The organism is Roseovarius sp. SK2 (genome assembly GCF_028807495.1).
Classification (GTDB): domain Bacteria; phylum Pseudomonadota; class Alphaproteobacteria; order Rhodobacterales; family Rhodobacteraceae; genus Roseovarius; species Roseovarius confluentis.
Map to the genome: position 1 here is coordinate 394,843 of NZ_JARAMK010000001.1, position 24,212 is coordinate 419,054.

27 protein-coding genes are annotated in these 24,212 nt (G+C 63.7%); 1 reads left to right on the forward strand and 26 read right to left on the reverse strand.

All coding sequences use genetic code 11. The annotated features are described in order from the left end of the window. Positions 1–105: 105 nt before the first annotated feature. Positions 106–1,578 carry a DEAD/DEAH box helicase gene (locus tag PVV74_RS01915; protein ID WP_274592039.1) on the forward strand — a complete coding sequence of 491 codons (1,473 nt, stop codon included), beginning with the start codon at positions 106–108 and terminating at the stop codon, positions 1,576–1,578. Positions 1,579–1,674: 96 nt separating this feature from the next. Here PVV74_RS01915 and PVV74_RS01920 read toward each other — a convergent pair whose 3' ends face one another. From PVV74_RS01920 to PVV74_RS02045, 26 genes are all read right to left on the reverse strand, one after another. Next, positions 1,675–3,342: a ribonuclease J gene (locus tag PVV74_RS01920; RefSeq protein WP_274592040.1), complete on the reverse strand. Its 1,668-nt coding sequence runs from the start codon at positions 3,340–3,342 to the stop codon at positions 1,675–1,677. A 6-nt stretch (positions 3,343–3,348) separates the two neighbouring features. Continuing rightward, positions 3,349–4,119, reverse strand: a complete 771-nt coding sequence (locus PVV74_RS01925; protein ID WP_274592041.1) for a type III pantothenate kinase — start codon at positions 4,117–4,119, stop codon at positions 3,349–3,351. Between the two features lie 21 nt (positions 4,120–4,140). Then, the gene (locus PVV74_RS01930; RefSeq protein ID WP_103761508.1) at positions 4,141–4,893 is read right to left on the reverse strand and encodes a biotin--[acetyl-CoA-carboxylase] ligase; all 753 of its coding nucleotides are present in this window, start codon (positions 4,891–4,893) and stop codon (positions 4,141–4,143) included. 87 nt (positions 4,894–4,980) lie between these two features. Further along, positions 4,981–6,414 carry an NADH-quinone oxidoreductase subunit NuoN gene (gene nuoN / locus PVV74_RS01935; protein ID WP_103761509.1) on the reverse strand — a complete coding sequence of 478 codons (1,434 nt, stop codon included), beginning with the start codon at positions 6,412–6,414 and terminating at the stop codon, positions 4,981–4,983. A gap of 4 nt (positions 6,415–6,418) precedes the next feature. Continuing rightward, a complete protein-coding gene (locus tag PVV74_RS01940; RefSeq protein ID WP_103761510.1) occupies positions 6,419–7,966 on the reverse strand; it encodes an NADH-quinone oxidoreductase subunit M in 1,548 nt (515 codons plus the stop codon). Continuing rightward, positions 7,966–10,101 (reverse strand): NADH-quinone oxidoreductase subunit L, encoded by a 2,136-nt coding sequence (gene nuoL, locus PVV74_RS01945; RefSeq protein ID WP_274592042.1) that lies wholly within the window; start codon positions 10,099–10,101, stop codon positions 7,966–7,968. Before nuoL ends, PVV74_RS01940 begins: the two co-directional genes overlap by 1 nt. Before the next feature lie 4 nt (positions 10,102–10,105). Further along, positions 10,106–10,411, reverse strand: a complete 306-nt coding sequence (gene nuoK, locus PVV74_RS01950) for an NADH-quinone oxidoreductase subunit NuoK (protein ID WP_057789867.1) — start codon at positions 10,409–10,411, stop codon at positions 10,106–10,108. A gap of 134 nt (positions 10,412–10,545) precedes the next feature. Continuing rightward, on the reverse strand, positions 10,546–11,154 hold the full coding sequence (locus tag PVV74_RS01955) for an NADH-quinone oxidoreductase subunit J (RefSeq protein ID WP_103761512.1): 609 nt from the start codon (positions 11,152–11,154) through the stop codon (positions 10,546–10,548). Next, positions 11,151–11,564 (reverse strand): carboxymuconolactone decarboxylase family protein, encoded by a 414-nt coding sequence (locus PVV74_RS01960; RefSeq protein ID WP_103761513.1) that lies wholly within the window; start codon positions 11,562–11,564, stop codon positions 11,151–11,153. The genes PVV74_RS01955 and PVV74_RS01960 overlap by 4 nt, the downstream gene beginning before the upstream one ends. Continuing rightward, positions 11,561–12,055 carry an NADH-quinone oxidoreductase subunit NuoI gene (nuoI, locus tag PVV74_RS01965; RefSeq protein ID WP_103761514.1) on the reverse strand — a complete coding sequence of 165 codons (495 nt, stop codon included), beginning with the start codon at positions 12,053–12,055 and terminating at the stop codon, positions 11,561–11,563. Before nuoI ends, PVV74_RS01960 begins: the two co-directional genes overlap by 4 nt. A gap of 5 nt (positions 12,056–12,060) precedes the next feature. Then, the gene (gene nuoH, locus PVV74_RS01970; RefSeq protein ID WP_274592043.1) at positions 12,061–13,098 is read right to left on the reverse strand and encodes an NADH-quinone oxidoreductase subunit NuoH; all 1,038 of its coding nucleotides are present in this window, start codon (positions 13,096–13,098) and stop codon (positions 12,061–12,063) included. A gap of 7 nt (positions 13,099–13,105) precedes the next feature. Beyond that, positions 13,106–13,474, reverse strand: coding sequence for a hypothetical protein (locus tag PVV74_RS01975; protein WP_274592351.1), 369 nt, complete (start codon positions 13,472–13,474; stop codon positions 13,106–13,108). A gap of 35 nt (positions 13,475–13,509) precedes the next feature. Continuing rightward, positions 13,510–15,519, reverse strand: coding sequence for an NADH-quinone oxidoreductase subunit NuoG (nuoG, locus tag PVV74_RS01980; RefSeq protein ID WP_274592044.1), 2,010 nt, complete (start codon positions 15,517–15,519; stop codon positions 13,510–13,512). A gap of 6 nt (positions 15,520–15,525) precedes the next feature. Further along, positions 15,526–15,939, reverse strand: a complete 414-nt coding sequence (locus PVV74_RS01985) for a DUF5333 domain-containing protein (RefSeq protein ID WP_274592045.1) — start codon at positions 15,937–15,939, stop codon at positions 15,526–15,528. Between the two features lie 121 nt (positions 15,940–16,060). Beyond that, positions 16,061–16,414, reverse strand: coding sequence for a hypothetical protein (locus PVV74_RS01990; RefSeq protein WP_103761519.1), 354 nt, complete (start codon positions 16,412–16,414; stop codon positions 16,061–16,063). Between the two features lie 31 nt (positions 16,415–16,445). Further along, a complete protein-coding gene (locus PVV74_RS01995; protein WP_274592046.1) occupies positions 16,446–16,943 on the reverse strand; it encodes a DUF3291 domain-containing protein in 498 nt (165 codons plus the stop codon). A gap of 7 nt (positions 16,944–16,950) precedes the next feature. Then, a complete protein-coding gene (nuoF, locus tag PVV74_RS02000) occupies positions 16,951–18,246 on the reverse strand; it encodes an NADH-quinone oxidoreductase subunit NuoF (protein WP_274592047.1) in 1,296 nt (431 codons plus the stop codon). Between the two features lie 10 nt (positions 18,247–18,256). Then, positions 18,257–18,469 (reverse strand): DUF5337 domain-containing protein, encoded by a 213-nt coding sequence (locus PVV74_RS02005; protein ID WP_274592048.1) that lies wholly within the window; start codon positions 18,467–18,469, stop codon positions 18,257–18,259. A 13-nt stretch (positions 18,470–18,482) separates the two neighbouring features. Then, positions 18,483–19,421, reverse strand: coding sequence for a hypothetical protein (locus PVV74_RS02010; protein WP_274592049.1), 939 nt, complete (start codon positions 19,419–19,421; stop codon positions 18,483–18,485). Between the two features lie 29 nt (positions 19,422–19,450). Next, a complete protein-coding gene (locus PVV74_RS02015) occupies positions 19,451–20,686 on the reverse strand; it encodes an NADH-quinone oxidoreductase subunit E (RefSeq protein ID WP_274592050.1) in 1,236 nt (411 codons plus the stop codon). Further along, positions 20,686–20,976: a hypothetical protein gene (locus tag PVV74_RS02020; RefSeq protein WP_245890372.1), complete on the reverse strand. Its 291-nt coding sequence runs from the start codon at positions 20,974–20,976 to the stop codon at positions 20,686–20,688. Before PVV74_RS02020 ends, PVV74_RS02015 begins: the two co-directional genes overlap by 1 nt. A gap of 75 nt (positions 20,977–21,051) precedes the next feature. Then, on the reverse strand, positions 21,052–22,290 hold the full coding sequence (locus tag PVV74_RS02025) for an NADH-quinone oxidoreductase subunit D (protein ID WP_211286104.1): 1,239 nt from the start codon (positions 22,288–22,290) through the stop codon (positions 21,052–21,054). Between the two features lie 11 nt (positions 22,291–22,301). Further along, positions 22,302–22,469 (reverse strand): hypothetical protein, encoded by a 168-nt coding sequence (locus PVV74_RS02030; protein WP_274592051.1) that lies wholly within the window; start codon positions 22,467–22,469, stop codon positions 22,302–22,304. A 27-nt stretch (positions 22,470–22,496) separates the two neighbouring features. Further along, positions 22,497–23,108 carry an NADH-quinone oxidoreductase subunit C gene (locus PVV74_RS02035; RefSeq protein WP_103761526.1) on the reverse strand — a complete coding sequence of 204 codons (612 nt, stop codon included), beginning with the start codon at positions 23,106–23,108 and terminating at the stop codon, positions 22,497–22,499. A gap of 21 nt (positions 23,109–23,129) precedes the next feature. Further along, positions 23,130–23,765 (reverse strand): NuoB/complex I 20 kDa subunit family protein, encoded by a 636-nt coding sequence (locus PVV74_RS02040; RefSeq protein WP_245890373.1) that lies wholly within the window; start codon positions 23,763–23,765, stop codon positions 23,130–23,132. Beyond that, positions 23,756–24,121: an NADH-quinone oxidoreductase subunit A gene (locus PVV74_RS02045; RefSeq protein WP_057789898.1), complete on the reverse strand. Its 366-nt coding sequence runs from the start codon at positions 24,119–24,121 to the stop codon at positions 23,756–23,758. Before PVV74_RS02045 ends, PVV74_RS02040 begins: the two co-directional genes overlap by 10 nt. Between the last annotated feature and the right edge of the window lie 91 nt (positions 24,122–24,212).

Sequence of the window (24,212 nt, forward strand, 5' to 3'; positions counted from 1 at the left end):
GACCAACGCCCGGCCTTCAGATAGGGGAAGTGCACCAAGGCCCTGCACTTACGGGCCAATTCGAGATGGCGGGCCAGAATCGTGTCCGCAAACCTGTGGACATACATGACAAAATTTTCTGACCTGAGCCTGAACCCCAAGGTTCTGAAAGCCGTCGAAGAAGCCGGCTACGAAACCCCCACCCCCATCCAGGCGGGCGCCATACCTCCCGCGCTCGAAGGCCGCGACGTCTTGGGCATCGCCCAGACCGGCACCGGCAAGACCGCCGGGTTTACCCTGCCCATGCTGTCGCTTCTGGCCCGGGGCCGTGCCCGCGCGCGCATGCCGCGCAGCCTGGTGCTTTGCCCCACCCGCGAACTCGCCGCGCAGGTGGCCGAGAATTTCGACACCTATTCCAAGTACCTCAAGCTGACCAAGGCGCTGCTGATCGGCGGCGTCAGCTTCAAGGAGCAGGAACAGATCATCGACAAGGGCGTCGACGTTCTGATCGCCACGCCCGGACGCCTGCTCGACCATTTCGAGCGCGGCAAGCTGATCCTTTCGGACGTGAAAGTGATGGTCGTGGACGAGGCCGACCGGATGCTCGACATGGGCTTCATCCCCGATATCGAGCGCATCTTCGGCCTGACGCCCTTCACCCGCCAGACGCTTTTCTTCTCCGCCACCATGGCGCCCGAGATCGAGCGCATCACCAACACGTTCCTATCCAGCCCCGAACGCATCGAGGTCGCCCGTCAGGCGACGGCCTCCGAGACGATCGAACAGGGCGTGGCGATGTTCAAACCCTCGCGCCGCGACCGGGCAGACAGCGAGAAACGCAAGCTGCTGCGCGCGCTGATCGACGCCGAGGGCGAGAAGCTGACCAACGCGATCATCTTCTGCAACCGCAAGACGGATGTGGATATCGTAGCCAAGTCGCTCAAGAAATACGGCTACGACGCTGCGCCCATTCACGGCGACCTCGACCAAAGCCAGCGCACCCGCACACTCGACGGCTTCCGCGCCGGCGATCTGCGTATTCTCGTGGCCTCCGACGTGGCCGCCCGCGGCCTTGACGTGCCCTCGGTAAGCCATGTGTTCAACTTCGACGTCCCCGGCCACCCCGAGGATTACGTCCACCGCATCGGCCGCACCGGCCGTGCCGGGCGCGACGGCAAGGCGATCACGCTCTGCAACCCGCGCGACGAGAAAGCTCTCAGCGCGGTCGAGAACCTGATCCAGAAAGAGATCCCCAAGCTCGACAACCCGCTGGGTAACGCCGCGCCCGAGCCCAAGGCCGACGCAGCCACCGAGGACGCGCCGAAGAAGCCACGCCGCTCGCGCAGCCGCCGCAAGTCGGATGAGTCGCAAGAGGCTCAGGAGACCGCACCACAGAAAACCGAGGACGCCAAGTCCGAGCCGACAGCCGACGCGAAATCCGAATCCAAGTCGCAGGACGAAGGCGAGAAACCTTCGCGCGGCCGCAGTGGCAGCAGCGGCAAGAAGCAGGACAACAAGGACAAGTCCGGCCCCGTCGGCATGGGCGACCACCTGCCCAGCTTCATCGCCAAGAGCTTCGACGAGCGGATGGTGTCCTGAACCGGCCTCGTAGGGTGGGTGAGAACCCACCTTCCGCACGCGTCAAACCGATTCCGTAGGGTGGGCGAAAGCCCTCGCGCCCCCCCGCCCCAAGCGTTATGACAACCGGCTGATAATCACCGTCACCTCGGGCTTCTTGCCGATCTCGCCCTGCGCGCTCTGACGCGCCACCTTGCGCAGTCCGTCCTCCAGCGCGTCATCGTCGCTCAGCGTCTTGGGCTTCGCACGCCCCATGAACTGGCTCAGGTCCTCTTCCAGAACGTCCACCAGCGGCGCGCGGCTGCTGCCGGTCTCGGCCAGCCCCATGATCTCGCACCAGGGCTCGCCCAGCGGTTCGTCACTCTCGTCCAGGATCACGTTGATCGTCACGTGCCCGTTCAGCGCCATGCGGATCCGGTCGCGCACGATACCGTCAAGTGCTCCGACCTTCACCGACCCGTCAAGGTAGGTCCGCCCGGTGTCGACATACTCGGCCACCTCTGCACGGTTGCCGCTCAGATCGATCATCGTGCCGTTCGGCGCCAGAACCCCGTGCAGCTTGCTTTCGCCCGCCAGCTTCACATGCTCGCGCAGGTGCCGGTGCTCGCCATGCATCGGAATCACGAATTGCGGTTGGACGATCTGGTGCAGCTTCTTCAGGTCGGGCCGGTTGGCGTGCCCCGACACGTGGTAAAGGCCGCTGCTGTCATCCACAACGTCCACGCCCTGTTCGCTGAACTGGTTGATGATGCGAATGACACCGCGCTCGTTGCCCGGAATCGTCTTGGACGAGAACAGGAACGTGTCCCCGGGCTTCAGCGTAATCCCGTTATACTTGCCCTGCGCCAACTGCGCACTGGCCGCGCGCCGTTCCCCCTGGCTGCCGGTGACGATCAGCATCACGTTCTCGCGCGGAATGTCCCGCGTGTCCTCGGGGCTGATCGTGCGCGGGAAATCGGTCAGCACGCCGGTCTCGACCGAGGCTTCGATCATCCGCCGCATCGCCCGGCCCAGCAGACAGATCGACCGCCCGGCCCGTTCCCCGGCCTGGGCCAGCGTCTTCACCCGTGCCACGTTGCTGGCGAATGTCGTCGCCACGACCATGCCCTTTGCGCCTGCGACAAGCTTCTCGATCTCGGGGCCCACGGTGCTTTCGCTGCGCCCCTCATGGGCGTTGAACACGTTGGTCGAGTCGCAGACCAGCGCCTTCACCCCCGGCTTGGCGATCTCGGCCCACATCGCCTCGTCAAAGGCCTCGCCCACCACCGGGTCCATGTCGATCTTGAAATCCCCCGAATGCACGATCCGCCCCGTCGGCGTGTCGATCACCAGGCCGGAACTTTCCGGGATCGAATGCGAGATCGGCGCGAACCCCACGGTGAACGGTCCCGCTTGGGTCGTCTCGGGCCAAGGCGACACGGTCTGCACCGCCTTCTCCGGGTGGCCATGCTCGTCCATCTTCCGCCGCGCGATATTGGCGGTGAACGCCCGCGCGTAAATCGGCGCTCCCAGCTGGTCATAGTAATGCGCCACAGCACCCACGTGGTCTTCGTGCGCGTGGGTGATGAACACCGCCTCCAACTGGTCGCGCCGCTCTTCCAGCCACGCGATGTCGGGGAAAATCAGGTCCACCCCCGGCGTGCCATCCATGTCCGGAAACGTCACGCCGAGGTCCACAAGGATATACCTTTCCTTGCCCGGCGCGCCGTATCCGTAGACATAGGCGTTCATGCCAATTTCCCCCGCCCCGCCAAGGGCAAGGTACGTCAATCTCTCACTGCTCATCCCCGATCAGCCTTCCTTGTTATGGGCATGGATCACGGTCAGCCCATGCATCGTCAAATCTTCTCGAATTTCGTCGAACAGCAGGTCGCCCTGCGCGAAAAGCGGCGCAAGGCCACCCGTGCCGATGATCTTCATCGGCGTCTCGTACTCGGCCCGGATGCGCTCTGTCACACCGCTGACCAGCCCGACATAGCCCCAGAACACGCCCGACTGCATACAGTCCACCGTGTTGGTGCCGATCACCTTCTGGGGCTTCGTCACGTCGATATGAGGTAAGGCCGCCGCCGCCATGTGCAAGGCCTCGAGGCTCAGGTTGACGCCGGGGGAAATCACGCCCCCGACATAGGCGCCATCCTCGGCCACAACGTCAAAGGTCGTTGCTGTGCCGAAATCCACCACGATCAGGTTGCCGCCATAAAGGTCGTAGGCCCCGGCGGCATTCACCAGCCGGTCCGACCCCACCTGCGTGCCCTCGTCCACCCGCGGCTGGCGCGGCAGCGCGCATTCCGGCTTGCCCACCACGATGGGCCGGCAGCCAAAGAAACGGTCCGCAAAGACGCGCAGGTTGAACACCACGCGCGGCACCGTGGACGAGATGATGACATCGGTGATATCGAGGTCGATCTCGTAATGCTTCACAAGCGTCGAGAACCACGTGAAATAGGCATCCGCCGTCCGCGCATGGTGGGTCGAGGTGCGCAGGGTGCACAGAAACTTCGACCCGTCCCAGATCGCGAAAACCGTGTTGGTGTTGCCGCAGTCGATCGCCAGAAGCATGGGGGCCGCCCCTCTCTTTCGTCAGAAAAACACGTCCGCCGCCGGGATGACGTGGCGCGATTTGGCATCTGTTAGAACAAGATTGCCGCCCGCGTCCACCGTCTCGAACGTGCCGGTAAATTCCTCGCGGCCCGTCCTCGCGGTTATTACTTCGCCCAAGCGCGCCGCCCGGTCCATCCAGGCCGCGCGAATGGGCGCAAATCCATAGGTCGCGAACTGTGTCTCCAGCTTGGCATAGGCCGGAGCAAGCAGGTCAAGGAACTCCTCCGCTGCAACCTCCACCCCGGTCTCGGACATGAGCGATACGGGCCGCACAGCCCCCGGCTCCACCGCGTCCGCCTCGGGTGCGTCGCGCAGGTTCACCCCGATTCCGATGGCGAAATGGCTTAGCCCGCCACCCGCGCCCGCGCTTTCCAAGAGTATCCCGGCCAGCTTGCCGCCGTTCAACAGCACGTCATTCGGCCATTTCAGCGAAAAGCCCGTCGGCCGTCCCGTCACTGCCACGAACGCATCAAAAAGCGCCAGCGAGGCCACGAAAGACCGCAGCGCCACCTGGTCCGGGCTTTCCGTGGGCCGCATCACCAGCGTCGCCGCGAAGTTGCCCGCCGGGTTGGCCCAGGGTCGCCCGCGCCGCCCCCGCGCCGCCGTCTGGTGCCGCGCCATTATCCATTCCGGACCGCTCAGGCCGGGCGCAATTCGCGCCGCCTCGGCGTTGGTGCTGTCCACCTCGTCCAGCACCCGCCGCCCGTATCCTTCTGGCCACGGCTCTTTCATTGTTCAAAAAATACTCCCGCCGGAGGCGCCCGAAAAACAAAGCGACGCGCCAAGGGCGCGTCACCTTTTTCCAGACTGCGATGCGGTTCAGTCGACAAGCGTCGCCGCCGCCGCCTGCGCCATGGCCTCGACGCCGAACATGTTCAGCATCCCCACGACCATGATCGCCGCCGACGCCATCAGGAACCCCCACAGCACCGGCGATTTGCGCGCTTCCAGCGGCTCGCCCTCTTCGCCGAAATACATGAAGAAGACGATGCGCAGGTAATAGAACGCCCCGATCACCGACGCGATCACCCCGGCCACCGCCAGCCAGACAAGCCCGCCATCGTAAGCGGCCCGCAGTACGTAAAGCTTGCCGAAGAACCCCAGGAAAGGCGGCACGCCCGCAAGGCTGAACATCAGGATCAACACCGCCAGCGCCCGGCCCGGATGCGCCCGGGAATAAAGGTTCAGGCTGGCGATATCCGTCACCGGCCGCCCGTCGCGTTCCATCGAAAGGACAAAAGCGAAGGTGCCGACGTTCATGGTCACGTAGATCGCCATGTAGACCAGCATCGCCTGCACGCCGAACGCCGTGCCCGCCGCCAGCCCCATCAGGGCGTATCCCATATGCGCGATCGACGAATAGGCCATCAGCCGCTTGATATCGGTCTGCCCGATCGCGGCGATCCCGCCCAGGAACATCGACAACAGCGACAGCACCGCGATCACCTGCTGCCAGTCGCCCACCACGCCGCCGAACGCGTCATGCGCCACGCGGGCGAAAAGCGCCATCGCCGCCATCTTGGGCGCGGTGGCAAAGAACGCCGTGATCGGTGTCGGCGCGCCCTCGTAGACGTCCGGCGTCCACATGTGGAACGGAACCGCCGAGACCTTGAAGGCCAGCCCCGCCAGCACGAACACCAGCCCGATCAGCAATCCGAGCGGCGCCTGTCCTTCCGCCGATGCGATGATCCCGGAAAACAGCGTCGTGCCGGTATAGCCATAGACCAGCGAGGCCCCGTACAGCAGGATGCCCGAGCTGAGCGCGCCCAGCACGAAGTATTTCAGGCCCGCTTCGGTCGATTTCACGCTGTCGCGCCGCAGCGAGGCGACGACGTAAAGCGCCAGCGACTGCAACTCCAGCCCCATGTAAAGCGCCATCAGGTCACCGGCACTGACCATCATCATCATGCCCACGGCCGCCAGCGCCACCAGCAGCGGATACTCGAACCGCAGCATGTCGCGCTGCGCCATGTAGTCCTGCCCCATCAGCAGCACGGCCGCCGCCGACAGCAGCACCGCCACCTTGGCGAACCGCGCGAACCCGTCATCGTTGAACATGCCGCCGAACGCCGTGCGCGTGCCATCGCCCGAGAACCCGATCCAGGCCGCCATCACCACGAAGACCGCCGCCGTGATCCACACCAGCAGCGGCGCGTACCGATCCTTGCCGGTATAGGCCACGCCCAAAAGCGCCGCCATCGCGTATACCGAGATCAGGATCTCCGGCAGGATTACATTCAGATCAGCCTGCATGGGACTACTCCGTCGCAGCGGCCAGCTTGGTCGCGCTGTCCGCGTCGACCAGGGCCGTTTCATAATTGGAAATCAGCGCCTCGACCGAGGGGCCGATGATGTCGGTCACAAGGCTGGGATAGACGCCCAGCAGCAGGGTCATCACCACCAGCGGGGCAAAGATCGCCTTTTCGCGCTGCGTCATGTCCTTGATCGACTTCAGGCTTTCCTTGATCAGGTCGCCCAGCACCACCCGGCGATAGAGCCACAGCGCATAGGCCGCCGACAGGATCACGCCCGACGTGGCCACCAGCGCCACCCAGGTGTTGACCTTGAAGATCCCCATCAGCGTCAGGAATTCCCCGATGAAGCCCGACGTGCCCGGCAGACCCACATTGGCCATCGTGAACAGCATGAAGATCAGCGCATAGGCCGGCATCCGGTTCACCAGGCCGCCATAGGCGTCGATCTCGCGCGTGTGCATCCGGTCATAGATCACGCCCACGCACAGGAACAGCGCACCCGAGATGAAGCCGTGGCTCAGCATCTGGAAGATCGCCCCGTCGATCCCCTGCTGGTTCGCCGCGAAGATCCCCATGGTGACGTAGCCCATGTGCGCCACGGACGAATAGGCGATCAGCTTCTTCATGTCTTCCTGCGCCAGGGCGACCAGCGAGGTATAGACGATGGCGATGGCCGACATCCACAAGACCAGCGGCGTCAGCACTTCGGACCCCACCGGGAACATCGGCAGGCTGAATCGCAGGAAGCCATAGCCGCCCATCTTCAACAGGATCGCCGCCAGCACGACCGAGCCCGCCGTCGGCGCCTGCACGTGCGCATCCGGCAGCCAGGTATGCACCGGCCACATCGGCATCTTCACCGCGAAACTTGCGAAAAACGCGATGAACAGCAGCGTCTGCATGCCGCCCACGATCTGGATGCCCAGCAGGCTGAACGTCTCCGACCCGAAACTGTGCGTCATCAGAGTCGGGATATCCGTCGTGCCCGCCTCGGCGAACATGGCGACCATCGCCACCAGCATCAGGACCGAGCCAAGGAACGTGTAGAGGAAGAACTTGAACGACGCATAGATGCGTTCCTTGCCGCCCCAGATCCCGATGATCAGGAACATCGGGATCAGCCCTGCCTCGAAGAACAGGTAGAACAGCACCAGGTCCAGCGCCATGAACACGCCCAACATCAGCGTTTCCAGCAGCAGGAAGGCGATCATGTATTCCTTCACCCGGTGCGTCACGTTCCAAGACGCGGCAATGGTGATCGGCATCATGAAGGTCGTCAGGATGACAAACAGGATGCTGATCCCGTCCACGCCCATCTTGTATTGCAGCCCCAGAAGCCACTCGCGCTCTTCCACGAACTGAAAGCCCGTGTTGTTCGGGTCGAAATCGAACAGGATGAACAGCGAGACCAGAAAGGTCAGCCCGGTCGCGATCAGCGCCACCCACTTGGCATTGCGCTGCGCCGCCTCGTCATCACCGCGCAGGAACACCGCCAGGATGAAAGCCGCGATGGCGGGAATGAAGGTGGTGATGGAAAGCAGGTTATCCATTAGTTCGCTCCCCCGCTAAGGCTCACCCATGTGACAAGCACCGCGATCCCGATGACCATGGCAAAGGCATAGGTGAAGATGTATCCCGACTGGGCCCGTCCGGCGAGGCGGGTGAAGAACGGGATGATTCCCATCGCGACCCCGTTGATGGTCCCGTCGATGACGTTGCCATCGCCCTTCTTCCACAACAGGCTGCCCAGCCGCTTGGCGGGCCGAACGAAGACAAAGTCGTAGATCTCGTCGAAATACCACTTGTTCAGCAGGAACAGGTACAGCGGGCGCTGGTTCTCGGCCAGCCGTCCGGGGATCGACGGGTTCAGGATGTAGAACCAGAACGCCGTCAGGAAGCCGACGATCATCGCCACGAAGGGGCTGACCTTGACCCATTTCGGCACCGCGTGCGCGTCGTTCAGGATCGTGTTGCCCTCGGCGGCATAGATCGCGCCCTCGCCCGGCTCGCCGGTGAACACATAGTGATGCTCCTCGCCGTAACCGCCTTCTTCGGTCTCGGCATGGGCCTCACCCTCTTCGGCATGGCTCTCGTCGGCCGCCGCGGTCTCTTCACCGTGCTCCTCGGCGCCTTCTTCGTGGTGCTGCTCTTCCGCGTAAGGCACGCCAAAGAACTTCGCCACCGTGTCCGTATGCCCGAAGAAGCTGTTGTACCAGATCATGCCGGCAAAGATCGACCCGAGCGCCAGCACGCCCAGCGGCGCCACCATCACCATCGGGCTTTCATGCGCGTGCTCATGCGTGTGCTTGTCGCCGCGCGGCTCGCCCCAGAAGGTCAGGAACATCAGCCGCCAGCTGTAGAAGCTGGTGAACAGCGCCGCGATGACCAGCGCCCAGAAGGCAAAGCCACCACTGGTGCCCGCATAGGCACTCTCGATGATCGCGTCCTTCGACAGGAAGCCGGCAAAGCCGATCGTGGTCAGCGGGATGCCCACGCCGGTAATCGCCAGCGTCCCGATCAGCATGGCCCAGAACGTATAGGGAAACTTCTTGCGCAGCCCGCCATAGTTCCGCATGTCCTGCTCGTGATGCATCCCGTGGATGACCGAGCCCGCGCCAAGGAACAGCATCGCCTTGAAGAACGCGTGCGTGAACAGGTGGAACATTGCCACGCTGTAGGCCCCCACACCCGCGGCCACGAACATGTAGCCCAGCTGCGAACAGGTCGAATAGGCGATGACGCGCTTGATGTCGTTCTGCACCAGCCCCACCGTGGCCGCAAAGAACGCCGTCATGCCGCCCAGCACCGTGACGAAGGCCAGCGCGCCGGGCGCGAACTCCATCAGCGGCGACATCCGGCAGACAAGGAAAACCCCCGCCGTCACCATGGTCGCCGCGTGGATCAGCGCCGACACCGGCGTCGGGCCTTCCATCGCGTCCGGCAACCAGGTGTGCAGGAACAGCTGCGCCGATTTGCCCATCGCGCCGACGAACAGCAGGAAGGCGATCAGGTTCGCCGCATTCCACTCCGTCCAGAGGAACGTCAGCTGCGTATTCGCCAACTCGGGCGCCGCCGCGAACACGTCGTCGAAATTGATCGAGCCTGTCAGGAAGAACAGTGCAAAGATCCCCAGCGCAAAGCCGAAATCCCCCACCCGGTTCACCACGAACGCCTTGATCGCCGCCGCGTTGGCGCTTGGCTTGCGGAAATAGAACCCGATCAGCAGGTAAGACGCCAGGCCCACGCCCTCCCAGCCAAAGAACATCTGCGCCAGGTTGTCCGCCGTCACCAGCATCAGCATGGCGAAGGTAAAGAGGCTCAGATAGGCAAAAAAACGTGGGCGATAGCTCTCGTCGTCACGGAAATTCTCGTCATGGGCCATGTAGCCCATCGAATACAGGTGCACGAGCGCCGACACCGTGGTGATCACGATCAGCATGATCGCCGTCAGCCGGTCCAGCCGGATCGACCACGCCACGTCCAGTTCGCCCGACTGGATCCAGTCGAGGATGTGGATGTACTGCGTCGTCCCGTCGAAGCTGAAAAACACGATCCAGCTCAGGAGCGCCGACAGGAACAACAGGCCCGTGGTCACCCACTGCGCGCCCGCGTCCCCAATGACGCGCCAGCCGAAGCCCGCGATGATGGCGCCCAGAAGCGGGCCGAATAGAATGATCTGTTCCATGCCCTCAGCCCTTCATCACGTTGACGTCTTCCACGGCGATCGTGCCGCGGTTGCGGAAGAAGCAGACAAGAATGGCAAGCCCGATGGCGGCCTCCGCGGCGGCCACGGTCAGCACGAACAGGGTAAAGACCTGCCCCACCATGTCACCCAGGAAGCTGGAAAATGCCACGAGGTTCACGTTGACCGACAGCAGCATCAACTCGATCGACATCAGCAGGATGATCACGTTTTTCCTGTTCAGGAAAAGCCCGAAAATCCCGATGACGAACAGCGCCGCCGCCACCGTCAGGTAATGCTCCAGTCCAATCATGTCGTCCCTCCGGGCCGCGCCCGTTCGTTTGTCTTTTCATCCCGTCCCGGGCCTGACCCGGGACCTCATTGTCTCTTGCCCGGGCCCGACGGTCCGGGAGGCCCCGGATCAGGTCCGGGGCGCGAACAGCAGGATTACAACCCCTGCCCCGGTTTCACGTCCTTCAGTTCCATCGCCTTGGCCGGATCGCGGTACATCTGCGCCAGCACGTCCTGCCGCTTGACGTCCGAGCGGTGGCGCAGCGTCAGCACGATCGCGCCCATCATCGCCACCAGCAGGATCAGACCCGCCAGCTGGAACAGCAGGAAATACTGGTCATACAGCAGCATCCCCAGCGCCTTGGTATTCTCCAGGTCGGTCGGCGTGACGGCCGCGCGCGCGCCCTCGGCATCCGTGGCCATCTGCCAGTTGCCGAAGGCGACGCCGAATTGCATCAGCAATATGATCCCGATCAGCAGCGCCAGCGGCATGTATTTCGCCATCTCCGCCTTCAGCTCGGCGAAATCCACGTCCAGCATCATCACCACGAACAGGAACAGCACGGCGACCGCGCCCACATAGACAATGATCAAGAGCATCGCCACGAACTCCGCGCCCAAAAGCACGAAAAGGCCAGCCGCGGACAGGAACGCCAGGATCAGCCACAGGACCGAGTGCACCGGGTTCCGGCTGACCACCGTGAACAGCCCCCCCGCCAACAGCGAGACCGCAAAGAGATAGAAGGAAAACGCGGCAATGGTCATGTGTCCTGATCCTCGTCCTTGGCCTCGTCCATGACCTCGCGCGCGAAATCCATCGCCCGGTTCATGGACGGGATACCGGCAAACATCGCCATCATCGCGATGGTCTCGGCAATCTCGTCTTTCGTGGCGCCCGCTTCCAGCGCGTGGCGCACGGTCATCCTGATCTGCGTATCGCTCTGCGCGCCCAGCATGGTCAACCCCGCAAGCGTGATCAGCAGACGCGTCTTGGCGTCCAGACCGTCCTTGCTGATGCCGCGGCCGAACATCATCTCCATGAATTCCTTCGGCATGGTGGGCCACATCGCCTCGAACCCCTTGGGCGAGAACGACTCAAGCGCCGGATTCATGGTCTTCACCATCTCCTGCGCCTGGGCCATCATGGCCTCGAACGGGTTCGTCGGATTACTCATCTGTAAGGCGCGTCCATTTCCAGGTTGCGGGCGATCTCGGCTTCCCACCGCTCGCCGTTCTCCAGCAGTTTCTGCTTGTCATAGAACAGCTCTTCGCGGGTCTCGGTGGCGAACTCGAAATTCGGCCCCTCGACGATGGCATCCACCGGGCAGGCCTCCTGGCAGAAGCCGCAATAGATGCACTTGGTCATGTCGATGTCATAGCGCGTCGTGCGGCGGCTACCGTCGTCGCGCGGCTCGGCGTCGATGGTGATCGCCTGCGCGGGGCAGATCGCCTCGCACAGCTTGCAGGCAATGCACCGCTCTTCGCCATTGGGATAGCGCCGCAGCGCGTGCTCACCCCGGAACCGCGGGCTCAGCGGGCCCTTTTCATGCGGGTAGTTCAGGGTCGCCTTGGGGGCGAAGAAGTATTTGAACCCCAGCTTGAAGCCGTTGAACACATCCTTCAGCAGGAAGTATCCCGCAGCGCGTCCGTAATCGATCTGCGTCATGGTCGTCAGCCTCCCATTGCGTAGCGGGCCCAGAACGACCCGAAGACTTCGAATTTCGCCAGGAAGGACACGATCACGACCCAGGCGAGCGACAGCGGCAGGAACACTTTCCAGCCGATCCGCATCAGCTGGTCATAGCGATAACGCGGCGTGATCGCCTTCACCATGGCGAAGAGGAAGAAGAAGAACGCCATCTTCGCGACCATCCAGAACACCCCGTCCGGCAGCCCCGGAATGGGCGAAAGCCACCCGCCGAAGAACAGCAGGCTCGTCAGCGCGCACATCAGGAAGATCGCGATGTATTCCCCGGCCATGAACAGCAGGAAAGGCGTGCTAGAATATTCCACCTGGTAGCCCGCCACCAGTTCCGATTCCGCCTCCGGCAGGTCGAACGGCGGACGGTTGGTTTCCGCCAGGCACGAGATGAAGAACAGGAACACCATCGGCAGGTGCGGCAGCCAGTACCAGCCGAAGAAGCCGAAATTCGTGTCCTGCGCCGCCACGATGGACCCGAAGCTCAGCGAGCCGGTCGAGATGATCACCCCGATGATGATCAGGCCGATGCTGACCTCGTAGGAAATCATCTGTGCCGCAGACCGCAACGACCCCAGGAACGGGTATTTCGAGTTCGAGGCCCAGCCACCCATGATCACGCCGTAAACTTCCAGCGACGAGACGGCAAAGACAAAGAGGACCGCGACGTTGATATCCGACAGGACCCAGCCGTCATTGAGCGGAATCACCGCCCAGGCCAGCACCGCCAGCACGAAGCTCGTCATCGGCGCCATCATGAACACGGTACGGTCCGCGCCCGCTGGTACGACGACTTCCTTGAGCACGTATTTCAGCGCGTCGGCCACCGTCTGCAACAGGCCATAGACCCCCACCACGTTCGGCCCCCGCCGCATCTGCACCGCGGCCCAGATCTTGCGGTCGCCATAGACCAGAAACAGCAGCGACACCATCACGAAGCCCACCACCGCAAGGCACTGCGCCATGATCAGGACAAAGGTCCCAAGCGGGGTTGTCAGAAATTCAGCCATTCGTCCCTCATACCGTCGGTATCCCGTTCTCTGCGCAACTGGCGGCCACGACTTCCGCGTCGATCCTTATGATGCCGCCGGGCAGCGTCGGCGAGATGGTGTAAACCGCATCTGCGGTCCAGATGCCACCCCGTTCGTCCACATTCGTGCGCACGTGGCGCGCAAATCCGTATCCCCGGATCAGCGTGTACTCCGCCGCCGCGCATTCGGCGTATTGGCTGACGTCCTCGGCTGTCCGCGCCCCGGCCATTTCCACGCGGAAATTCACCAGGTCCCCGTCCAGAAGGCGCGTCTCGATGCCCCGATACTCGGGATCGAACTCCGCGTCGGGGTCAGCGCCCGGCGCGGCACAGGCGGCCAGGCCCGCGAAAGCCATGACCGACAGCGCCCATATGCCAAGCGCGGCTTGCGTCATTCCGCGGCCACCGGCTCTTCGCGGCGGTCCTTGGCGTTTGCGCTCAGTTCCGCCATCAGCGCGCTGGCCCGGGCAATCGGGTTTGTCAGATAGTGATCGCCCAGTGCGGCCCCGATGGAGCCCGACGACGGCTCGACCTTATCCACCATGGTCCACTCGTTCTCGGGCACCGCGTCGATCTGTGCGACATGCGGCACCTCCTCGATCAACGCACGGCGCAGCTGCGCCAGGCTGTCGAAGGGCAGCACCGCGCCCATCTCGCCCGACAGCGCCCGCAGGATCGCCCAGTTCTCCTTGGCCTCGCCCGGCGGGTGCCCGGCGCGCAGCGCCAGCTGAGGACGCCCTTCGGTGTTCACGAAGACGCCCTGTTCCTCGGGATAGGCCGCGGCGGGCAGGATGATGTCGGCGCGATGCGCGCCCCTGTCGCCATGGCTGCCCTGGTAGATGACCAGCGGTCCCTCCGCGATCTCGATCTCGTCTGCGCCCAGGTTATAGATCACGTCCGCGCCGTCCAGCGCGGCGGTGATCCCACCCTCGGTCACACAACCGGCATCCATCGCGCCCACGCGGGAGGCGGCGGTGTGCAGGACCAGCATCTTGGCACCCATTTTCTCGGTCAGTTGCATCGCCATGCTCAGCGCCGCAGGCCCGCCATCACCGATCAACGCGCCCTGCCCGATGATCACGATCGCGTCCTCGGTCTCCTTGGCCTCGGACAGCAGTTGCGGCAGCACCCGGTTGCGCGGCCCCAGCTCGGTCGCGTCAAAGGTCAGCTCCGCAGGTTGCCCGGCATGCACCACCTCGGCCCCACGCAGCCACGCCTTGCGGATGCGCGCGTTCAGCACAGGCGCCTCAACGCCCGGATCGGTTCCGATCAGGACGATCTTCTTCGCCGTGTCGATCTCCTCGATGCGCGCCGTGCCCACATAGGCCGAGCGGTTGCCCGGCACCAGGTGCGCGCCGTCGGTGCGGCATTCCACGCGCCCGCCCTGGCCTTCGACCAGCTGGCGCAGCGCGAACGCCGCCTCCATCGGCACCAGGTCGCCCACGAGGCCGGCCACGGTCTTGCCTTTCATGGCCGCAGCGGCCTTGCCCAACGCTTCGGGCCAGGTGGCCGGACGCAGCTTGCCGTTCTCGCGGATAAAGGGCTTGTCCAGCCGCTGACGGCGCAGCCCGTCCCACACGAACCGCGTCTTGTCCGAGATCCATTCCTCGTTCACGCCGTCATGGTTGCGCGGCAGGATGCGCATCACTTCGCGCCCCTTGGTGTCCACCCGGATGTTGGACCCCAGCGCATCCATCACGTCGATGGTTTCCGTCTTGGTCAGCTCCCACGGACGGGCAGTGAACGCATAAGGCTTGCTGACCAACGCCCCGACCGGGCACAGGTCGATGATGTTGCCTTGCATGTTGCTGTCCAGCGTCTCGCCCAGGTAGGCGGTGATCTCGGCATCCTCGCCCCGGCCGGTCTGGCCCATCTGGTTGATACCGGCCACCTCGGTGGTGAAGCGCACGCAGCGGGTGCAGGAAATGCAGCGCGTCATGTGGGTTTCCACCAGCGGCCCAAGGTTCAGGTCCTCGGTCGCGCGTTTCGGCTCGCGATAACGGCTGAAGTCCACGCCATAAGCCATTGCCTGGTCCTGCAAATCGCACTCGCCGCCCTGGTCGCAGATCGGGCAGTCCAGCGGGTGGTTGATCAGCAGGAACTCCATCACGCCTTCCCGGGCCTTCTTGACCATCGGGCTGTTGGTGCGCACGACCGGCGGCTGGCCTTCGGGGCCGGGCCGCAGGTCGCGCACCTGCATGGCGCAGCTGGCCGCCGGTTTCGGCGGCCCGCCGACAACCTCCACAAGACACATCCGGCAGTTGCCCGCGATCGACAACCGCTCGTGGTAGCAGAACCGCGGGATCTCGATCCCCACCTGCTCGCAGGCCTGGATCAGGGTCATCGCCCCGTCCACTTCCACTTCCTGATCGTCGATGATGATTTTGCGAAGGTCAGACATGAATTCTCACTTTGCTCTCAGTAGCTGCCCGATCTGGCTGCCATTCGCCATTTCGGCTTGGCCCAGAACACACAGGCTGGCGGGGTCAAGGTTGCTGGCCCCTTTCGATTTGAAATACGCGTTGCGCCGCTCGCGCATGGCCGCCTTGTTGGCGTCGTTGTTGATATACGCATCGATCTCGGCCTCGCTATAACCGCGCTCCGCCGCCGCTTTCTTCAGCGCGCTGGCATAGGATTGCGCCCGGAACAGCCGCCCGCCGATGCTGCCGCACTCGCGGCGGATCTTGTCGGCTGCCGCAAGATAGAGCAGCCCCTGGTTGATCCCGGCCTCGTCCTTCAGTCCCGCCTGTGCGGGCAGTGCTGCCGCCGCCAGGGCCGCGCCAAGGGCCAGACCCACGATCTTGCTCGATACACGTTTCATATCTGTCTTCCTCTCACAAGGGCGCCCGGACCATCCGCCGCGCCATCTGCTGCGCAGATGGTCCCCAGCGGCGCTGTTATGCAATAACAGCCGCCCCATGCCTTTGATATGAAAGAGGAAATTACCACAGCACACATTTCCCCGTGAAGGTCAGCTTGTTGCCATTGGGTTGTACCGTGCCGCGCGGCGCCAGCGGGCTGATGTACCACTCCACCTCCGAGGTGCCGAAATTCTGCACGCAGTACCGTTTGCCCTCGTAGGCCCCCGCCGCCAGCGCGCCGTCATAGCCGCGGTTGACGCGCGGCACGGTCACGACGAACCGCTCGCGGTTGTCACGCGAGGCCGCCTTGGACTTCTGCTTGTAGAACACCCCGTTGAACGTGACCCGTTCGGTGGTCCGGTTACACCCCGCAACCATCGCGCCGGCCATCAGCACCAGCACAAGGGCCCGCGCCCCGTTTTTCAATGTCGTCATCCTGGTCACGCTCTCTGGCCTTCCATTCTTGTCATTCCGCCGCCACAGGGGCGCAGCCGCGGGTCTGCCACAACCGGGCCTCTTCCAGGTGAGACCAGCCAAAGGCATGGTCACTGTCGCCTTCCGCCTTCCGGCGCTCCAGCCGTTCCAACCCCTCGTCCAATGTCGGCCGGTGCCCCTGCGGCACCCACCACATGACGAAATGCATCTCGCCCATCACCTCGAACCATTCCGCGCGGCGTTCATAGAACTGCCGATGCACGGTGTTCCAAACGAAATTCTCCAGGCTCGCCGCATCTTCCCACACGGTCAGGTTGGCCACGAACTGCGGATCCCCCCCGATGCTGGTCTCGGTGTTGCCCGTGCCAGGCTCGCCCGAGCCTTCCATCATCCACACGAACCCTGGCATCCGCTTGCCCATGTCGTTCACACGGTCCAGCGCGCCCATGAACTCCGCCACGCGCGGGTCGTCCGTGGGCGCAACAAGGCGGCCGACATTCAGTTGCGCAAGATGAGGTGTGCCGGGCATCGGTTCTTTACTCCGCCGCCACCGCAGACACCTTGCCGGTGCGCTGCGCCTTGATCCGGTCCTCGATCTCGTCGCGGAAGTTGCGGATCAGGCCCTGGATCGGCCAGGCCGCCGCATCGCCCAGGGCACAGATCGTATGACCCTCGACCTGCTTGGTGACGTCGAACAGCATGTCGATCTCCTCGACCTCCGCCTCGCCGCGCACCAGCCGGTCCATCACCCGCATCATCCAGCCCGTGCCCTCGCGGCAGGGCGTGCATTGCCCACAGCTTTCGTGCTTGTAGAATTTCGACAGCCGCCAGATCGCCTTGATGATGTCCGTGTTCTTGTCCATCACGATCACCGCCGCGGTCCCCAGGCTCGATCCGACCTCGCGCAGCGCGTCGAAATCCATGATCGCGTCCTTCATGTTCTCGCCGCGCACGCACGGAACCGACGAACCACCGGGAATGACCGCTTTCAGATTGTCCCACCCGCCGCGGATGCCGCCGCAATGCTTGTCGATCAACTCTTCAAAGCTGATCGACATCGCGTCCTCGACCACGCAGGGGTTGTTCACATGGCCCGACACGGCGAAAATCTTGGTGCCCGCGTTGTTGGGCCGTCCGAAGCCGGCGAACCAGTCCGCCCCGCGCCGCAGGACCGTCGGCACGACCGCGATGCTTTCCACGTTGTTCACCGTCGTGGGACAGCCATAAAGCCCCGCCCCGGCCGGAAACGGCGGCTTCATCCGGGGCATGCCCTTCTTGCCTTCAAGGCTTTCCAGCAGCGCGGTTTCCTCGCCGCAGATATACGCCCCCGCGCCATGCGCAAGGTACAGGTCAAAATCATAGCCCGACTTGCAGGCGTTCTTGCCGATCAGCCCGGCCTCGTAGGCCTCGTCGATCGCCGCCTGCAACGCTTCCTTCTCGCGGATATATTCACCGCGGATATAGATGTAACAGGCGTGGGCCTGCATCGCGTAGCTGGCGATCAGGCACCCCTCGATCAGCGTATGCGGATCGTGGCGCATGATCTCTCGGTCCTTGCAGGTGCCCGGCTCGGACTCGTCGGCATTGACCACCAGGTAGGCGGGCCGCCCGTCGCTTTCCTTGGGCATGAAGGACCACTTGAGCCCGGTCGGGAAGCCCGCGCCGCCCCGGCCGCGCAGCCCGCTGGCCTTCATCTGTTCGACGATCCACTCGCGCCCGTTCTCAAGGATGGTCTTGGTCCCGTCCCAATGGCCACGCGCCTGCGCGCCCTTCAGGCTGCGGTCGTGCATCCCGTAGAGATTGGTAAAGATACGATCCTGATCGTCCAGCATCAGATAACCCCTAGTTTCCCCGGCTGTCGCGCCAGATTTGATAGATGAGCCAGAAGGCGAACAGGAATCCCGCCAGTGCCACAAGGTCGAAGGCGAGGCGCAGCTCGGTGCTGAACCCCTCCTTCTCGCCGATCAGGGTGACCAGCACCCAGAACACGCCCGTGCCGGCAATCACCAGCCCGGCGCGTCGGCCCTTTTTCGACACTGACTTTCGGTCGCTCATTCGCCTCGCTCATTCAGTAAACGTCGCCCTTGTCCACGCGCTTCGAGAACTCGGTATCGCCGCCCGCCGCCAGGGTTTTCGCCTGATCGATCCAGTTGTCGCGGCTCACCCGGCCCTTGAAGCCGATAAGGTTCGCGTCGACCCATGCCACCTCGTCAGAGGTCCAGTTGGCAATCTGGTCGAAATGGTAGAACCCCATGTCGTGCAGCACGCCTTCCAGCTTCGGACCGACGCCCTTGATTTCCTTCAGGTTGTCGGCGCTTCCACCGCGCGGGCCGGACAGCGTCGAGGGCTTGGTGCCCACATCCTCTTCGGCGGCGTCCGCGGTCTTCGTCTTCGCCTTCGGCTTGGCCGCCGCCTTCTTGGTCTTGGCCTTTTTCTCAGGCTTAGGCGCCTTCGGCGCGGGATCTACTTTGGCCCCCGCCTCTGCATCCGTCGAGGCCGAGGTAAAGGTCGGATCCTGCGCCGTGGCGGCATCGTTCCCGCCGGAATGCGTCTCGGCCCGCATCGCGACCTTGTCGGTTCCCGCCGCCGCAGCGCTCGTGCCCGTGCGCGCGTTCAAAGGATCGGCCTTGTTCGGCAGGATCGGCTCGGGCTCGGTACCCACCGGCGGATTCGGTTTCGGCGGGTTGGGCACGGGCGCATTCGGCGCGGGCGTGCCCCGGTCCTTCGGTGCATTCGCCTTCGGCGGGCCGGAGGGCTTGCCGCCAGATGTTGCCGCCGCCGCAGTTCCCTCGGGCATTTCCTCCAACTGCCCCAGGTCCGCGTTCTCGCCGGTGCAGAAGATCTGCAACAGAACCAACGCCATGAACACGCCCATCGCAAGCCCCAGCAGAAGCGCCGCGAAGATCCCGACTTTGCCGATCGCAGCGTAGATCGCGATGATCCCCGCTGCAAAACCGACGCCCAAGCATACCAGCTTGCACTGTGACTTCAGTATATCATCGAACATGGCTCAACTCCCTTTGGCGTGAAGATCGTCTAGTAGACGTCCCCCTTTTTGACTTTCTTCGAAAAATCCGTCGTTCCGCCATCGGCCAGAGTTTTCGCCTGGGCGACCCAGTCGTCCCGGCTCACGCGGCCCTTGAACCCTTCCAGGTTCTGATCCACCCAGGCCACTTCCTGCGGCCCCCATGCAGCGATCTGATCGAAATGGTAAAAGCCCATGGAGTGCAGAAGTTGCTCCAGCTTCGGCCCCACGCCCTTGATCATCTTCAGGTCATCCGCCCCGCCGTCGCGCGGCGCGTCCATCGTCTCGGGCTTGGTGCCCGCGTCTTCGAATTCCGCTGCGGGCGCCTTGGCCTTGGCCCTCTTGCTCTTGTCGTCGCCAGCCGGTTCGTCCTTGGACACCGGGTTGGCCTTGCTCTTGGCGGGCGCCTCGGCCTTGGTCGTACCGGTATCGTCGGCGGGCCGGCCTTCAGAGCGGTCGGGTTTCGGCGCCTTCAGCCCCGGGTTGGCGGGCGACTCGTTCAGTTTCACTTTCGGCGGCGCGGGCTGATGGTTCGCACCATGCTCGCGCCACGGCGCCACCAGCGGCACCTCGCTGCCGTCGATCCGCTTGATCGTGTCGTCCAGATCCACCGCACGCTGGACCGAGCCATTATATTTCGTGTGACCCGAGTCGAACTCTTTCAGCGTCGTCAGACCGGCCAGCGGCTCGGACGCATAGCGCCCGTTCTGCGGCCCCGGCACCGGCACCTTGCCGGCGGCGAACTCGTCGATCATCTCGGCAAACCGCTCGGCGGTCAGATCCTCGTAGTAATCCTTGCCGATCTGCGCCATCGGCGCATTGGCACAGGCCCCAAGGCACTCCACCTCTTCCCAGCTGAACTTGCCGTCGTCGCTGACCGTATGCGGCTTGTCCGCGATCTTTTCACGACACACCCCGATCAGGTCCTCGGCCCCGCAGATCATGCAGGACGTGGTGCCGCAAATCTGGAAATGCGCTACGCTGCCAACCGGAGACAGCTGGAACATGAAATAAAAGCTGGCCACTTCCAGCGCCCGGATATGCGCCATCTCCAGCATCTCGGCGATATGCTCGATCGCCGGGCGTGTCAGCCAGCCTTCCTGCTCCTGCGCCCGCCACAAAAGCGGGATGATGGCGCTCGCCTGGCGCCCTTCGGGATATTTCGAGATCTGCGCCTCGGCCCACGCCTGGTTGTCCGGCGTGAAGGCAAAGCTCTCGGGTTGTTCTCTGTGTAGACGTCTCAGCATCAGGCTGCGCACGCTCCTGTCGTCATTCGGATGCCGCCGCCCTCAAGGCGCACGGCGCGTTCGGTGGTGACCATGTAGGCGGCCATCTGGGTCGATTGCTCGCGGGTCAGGCCGGTCTGCAGTTCCACCGGCAGGTAATCCCCCTCGGTCTTCAGGGTGCAGCCGATGCTGGCCACCGCCACCTGGAACTTGGCCACGTCCTGCTCGCCCGTCCCCTCGGGCGGCGCGGTGCAGCCTGCGACGATCCCCATCGCCGCAATGGCGCCCATCAAACCGAATTTTGTCTTCATCTTGTCGTCTCTCCGAACCTTCGCCGCCCCTGTTTCGGCCTTGTTCTTCTACAGGGTCAATATCCGTTGTCCCGCCTAGCGGTCGATCTCCCCAAAGACCACGTCCATCGTCCCGATGATCGCCGCCACGTCGGCCAGCTGGTGCCCGCTCGCAACATGGTCCATCGCCTGCAAATGCAGGTAGCCCGGCGCGCGCAGCTTGGCGCGATAGGGCTTGTTGGTCCCATCCGACACCAGGTAGACGCCGAATTCCCCCTTGGGCGCCTCGACGGCGGCGTAAACCTCGCCCTCCGGCACGTGGAAGCCTTCGGTATACAGTTTGAAGTGATGGATAAGGGCCTCCATCGAGGTCTTCATCTCGCCCCGCTTGGGCGGCGTGACCTTGCCGCGGGACAGGATATCGCCCTGCCCCTCGGGCGCGCGGAGCTTCTCGATCGCCTGCAGCATGATCGACGCCGACTGGCGCATCTCCTCCATCCGGATCAGATAGCGGTCATAGCAGTCGCCGTTCTTGCCGACGGGGATCTGGAAATCGAACTCGTCGTAGCATTCATAGGGCTGCGACCGGCGCAGGTCCCACGCCATCCCGCTGCCGCGGACCATCACCCCGGAAAAGCCCCAGTCCAGCGCCTCCTGCTGGCTGACGACGCCGATATCGGCGTTACGCTGCTTGAAGATGCGGTTCTCCGTCAGCAGCCCGTCGATATCGTCCATGAACTTCGGAAATTCGTCCCGCGCCCAGGTCTCGATATCGTCCAGCAACTCCGGCGGAAGGTCCTGGTGCACGCCACCGGGCCGGAAATAGGCCGCGTGCAGCCGCGCGCCACAGGCCCGCTCGTAGAAGATCATCAGCTTCTCGCGTTCCTCGAAGCCCCACAGCGGCGGGGTCAGCGCGCCCACGTCCATCGCCTGCGTCGTGACGTTCAGAAGGTGGCTCAGGATTCGCCCGATCTCGGAAAACAGCACCCGGATCAGGCTCGCGCGGCGCGGCACCTCGACGCCGGTCAGCTTCTCGATCGCCAGGCACCAGGCGTGCTCCTGGTTCATCGGCGCCACGTAGTCCAGCCGGTCGAAATAGGGCAGGTTCTGCAGGTATGTCCGGCTCTCCATCAGCTTCTCGGTGCCACGGTGCAGCAAGCCAATGTGGGGATCGCAGCGTTCCACGATCTCGCCGTCCAGCTCCAGCACAAGGCGCAACACGCCGTGCGCCGCCGGGTGCTGCGGGCCGAAGTTGATGTTGAAGTTACGGATCTTCTGCTCGCCGGTCTCGGCGTCGGCAAAGCCCTTCGTCATCGTGTTGGAGCCGTCCATCATCCTTGGTCTCCTTATCCTCTATCGTCCGCGCGCGGGCCGAACGCCATCAGGTACAAAAGCGCCAGTGCGCCCAGCGGAAAGATCGCCACCAGCGCCCATGGGCTGGCGATGCCGTAGCCCGGCAGCAGCTTCCAGAACGGGACCACGAACGCCGCCATGAACAGTATCACCCAGACCATGTCGGCTGCCCCATATTCCGCCCCGGCTCACTTGGCCTTCTCGTCGGTTTTCTCGTCGCCCGGAAGGATATAGTCGGCACCCTCCCACGGACTCATGAAATCGAACTGCCGGTATTCCTGCGTCAGGTTCACCGGCTCGTAGACCACGCGTTTCTGCACTTCGTCATAGCGCACTTCCGTATAGCCCGTGGTCGGAAAATCCTTGCGCAGCGGGAAGCCGCGGAACCCATAGTCGGTCAGGATGCGCCGCAGGTCCGGGTGGCCGCTGAACAGCACGCCGTACATGTCGAACACCTCGCGTTCGAACCAGTTGGCCGACGGGTGGATATCGGTGATCGACGGCACCATGTCCTCTTCGCGCACCGCAACGCGCAGGCGGATGCGCTGGTTCTGGTACATGCTCAGGAAATGGTAGACCACGTCGAACCGCTTGGGCCGGTCCGGGTAATCCACCGCCGTGATGTCCACCAACGTCGAAAAGCGGCAGTTCGGATCGGTCTTCAGGAATTCCACCAGTCCCTTGATGCTGGTCAAGGCCACGGTCACGTTCAGCTCGCCATGATCCACCGACCAGCCGGCCACGCAATCGGGCCGGCGGCTTTCGATATGGGTTCCAAGTTCGGTCAGCGCGTCAGTCATCTTGCATCCCCCAAAGGCGCCTCAGCGCACGATCGTCCCGGTGCGCCGGATCTTGCGTTGCAGCTGCATGATGCCATAGACCAGCGCCTCCGCCGTGGGCGGGCAACCGGGCACGTAGACATCCACCGGCACGATCCGGTCACAGCCGCGCACCACCGAATAGCTGTAGTGATAGTATCCCCCGCCATTGGCGCAGGAGCCCATGCTGATCACGTAGCGCGGCTCGGGCATCTGGTCATAGACCTTGCGCAGCGCCGGCGCCATCTTGTTGGTCAGCGTACCGGCCACGATCATCAGGTCCGACTGGCGCGGGCTGGCGCGCGGCGCCGTGCCGAACCGTTCCAGGTCATAGCGTGGCATCGAGGTGTGCATCATCTCGACGGCACAGCAGGCCAGACCGAAAGTCATCCAGTGCAGGCTACCGGTGCGGGCCCAGTTGATGATGTCCTCGGTCGAGGTGACGAGGAATCCCTTGTCCTGCAATTCGCGGTTCAGCGCCTGCGTGGCGGTGTCGCGCTGGTAATCGTCGGCATATGCCTCCAGCGGCACCTGGCTCGACGGTCCGGTCTTGATCCGCGGAGACTGGTACCCTTCGCTCTGCACCTCGGTGACCATCTCGTCATCGGCGGTGTGCGCGGTCTTGTCCTCTACTGCCATTCCATCGCCCCTTTCCGCCATTCATAGGCAAACCCGGCCGTCAGTACCGCCAGGAAGACCATCATCGACCAGAACGCCGTCATGCTGAGATCCGCGAAGGCAACCGCCCAGGGAAACAGCATCGCAATCTCAAGATCGAAGATGATGAACAGGATCGAGACAAGGTAAAATCGGACATCGAACTTCATCCGCGCGTCGTCGAAGGCGTTGAAGCCGCATTCGTAGGCACTGACCTTTTCCGGGTCGGGGTGCCGCACGGCCAGAACGACCGCGGCGAGGATCAGGACCAGTCCGAGACCGATGGCGATACCCAGAAGAACGAGAACAGGGAGGTACTCCCTCAGCATCTCTTCCACGTGTGGCTCCTTTCATGCGCGCCGTGCCATCAAGGCGGACCGCGCATAAGATTGGCGTACAGTACTCGTGAGGGTTTACCGCTGCCCCGGG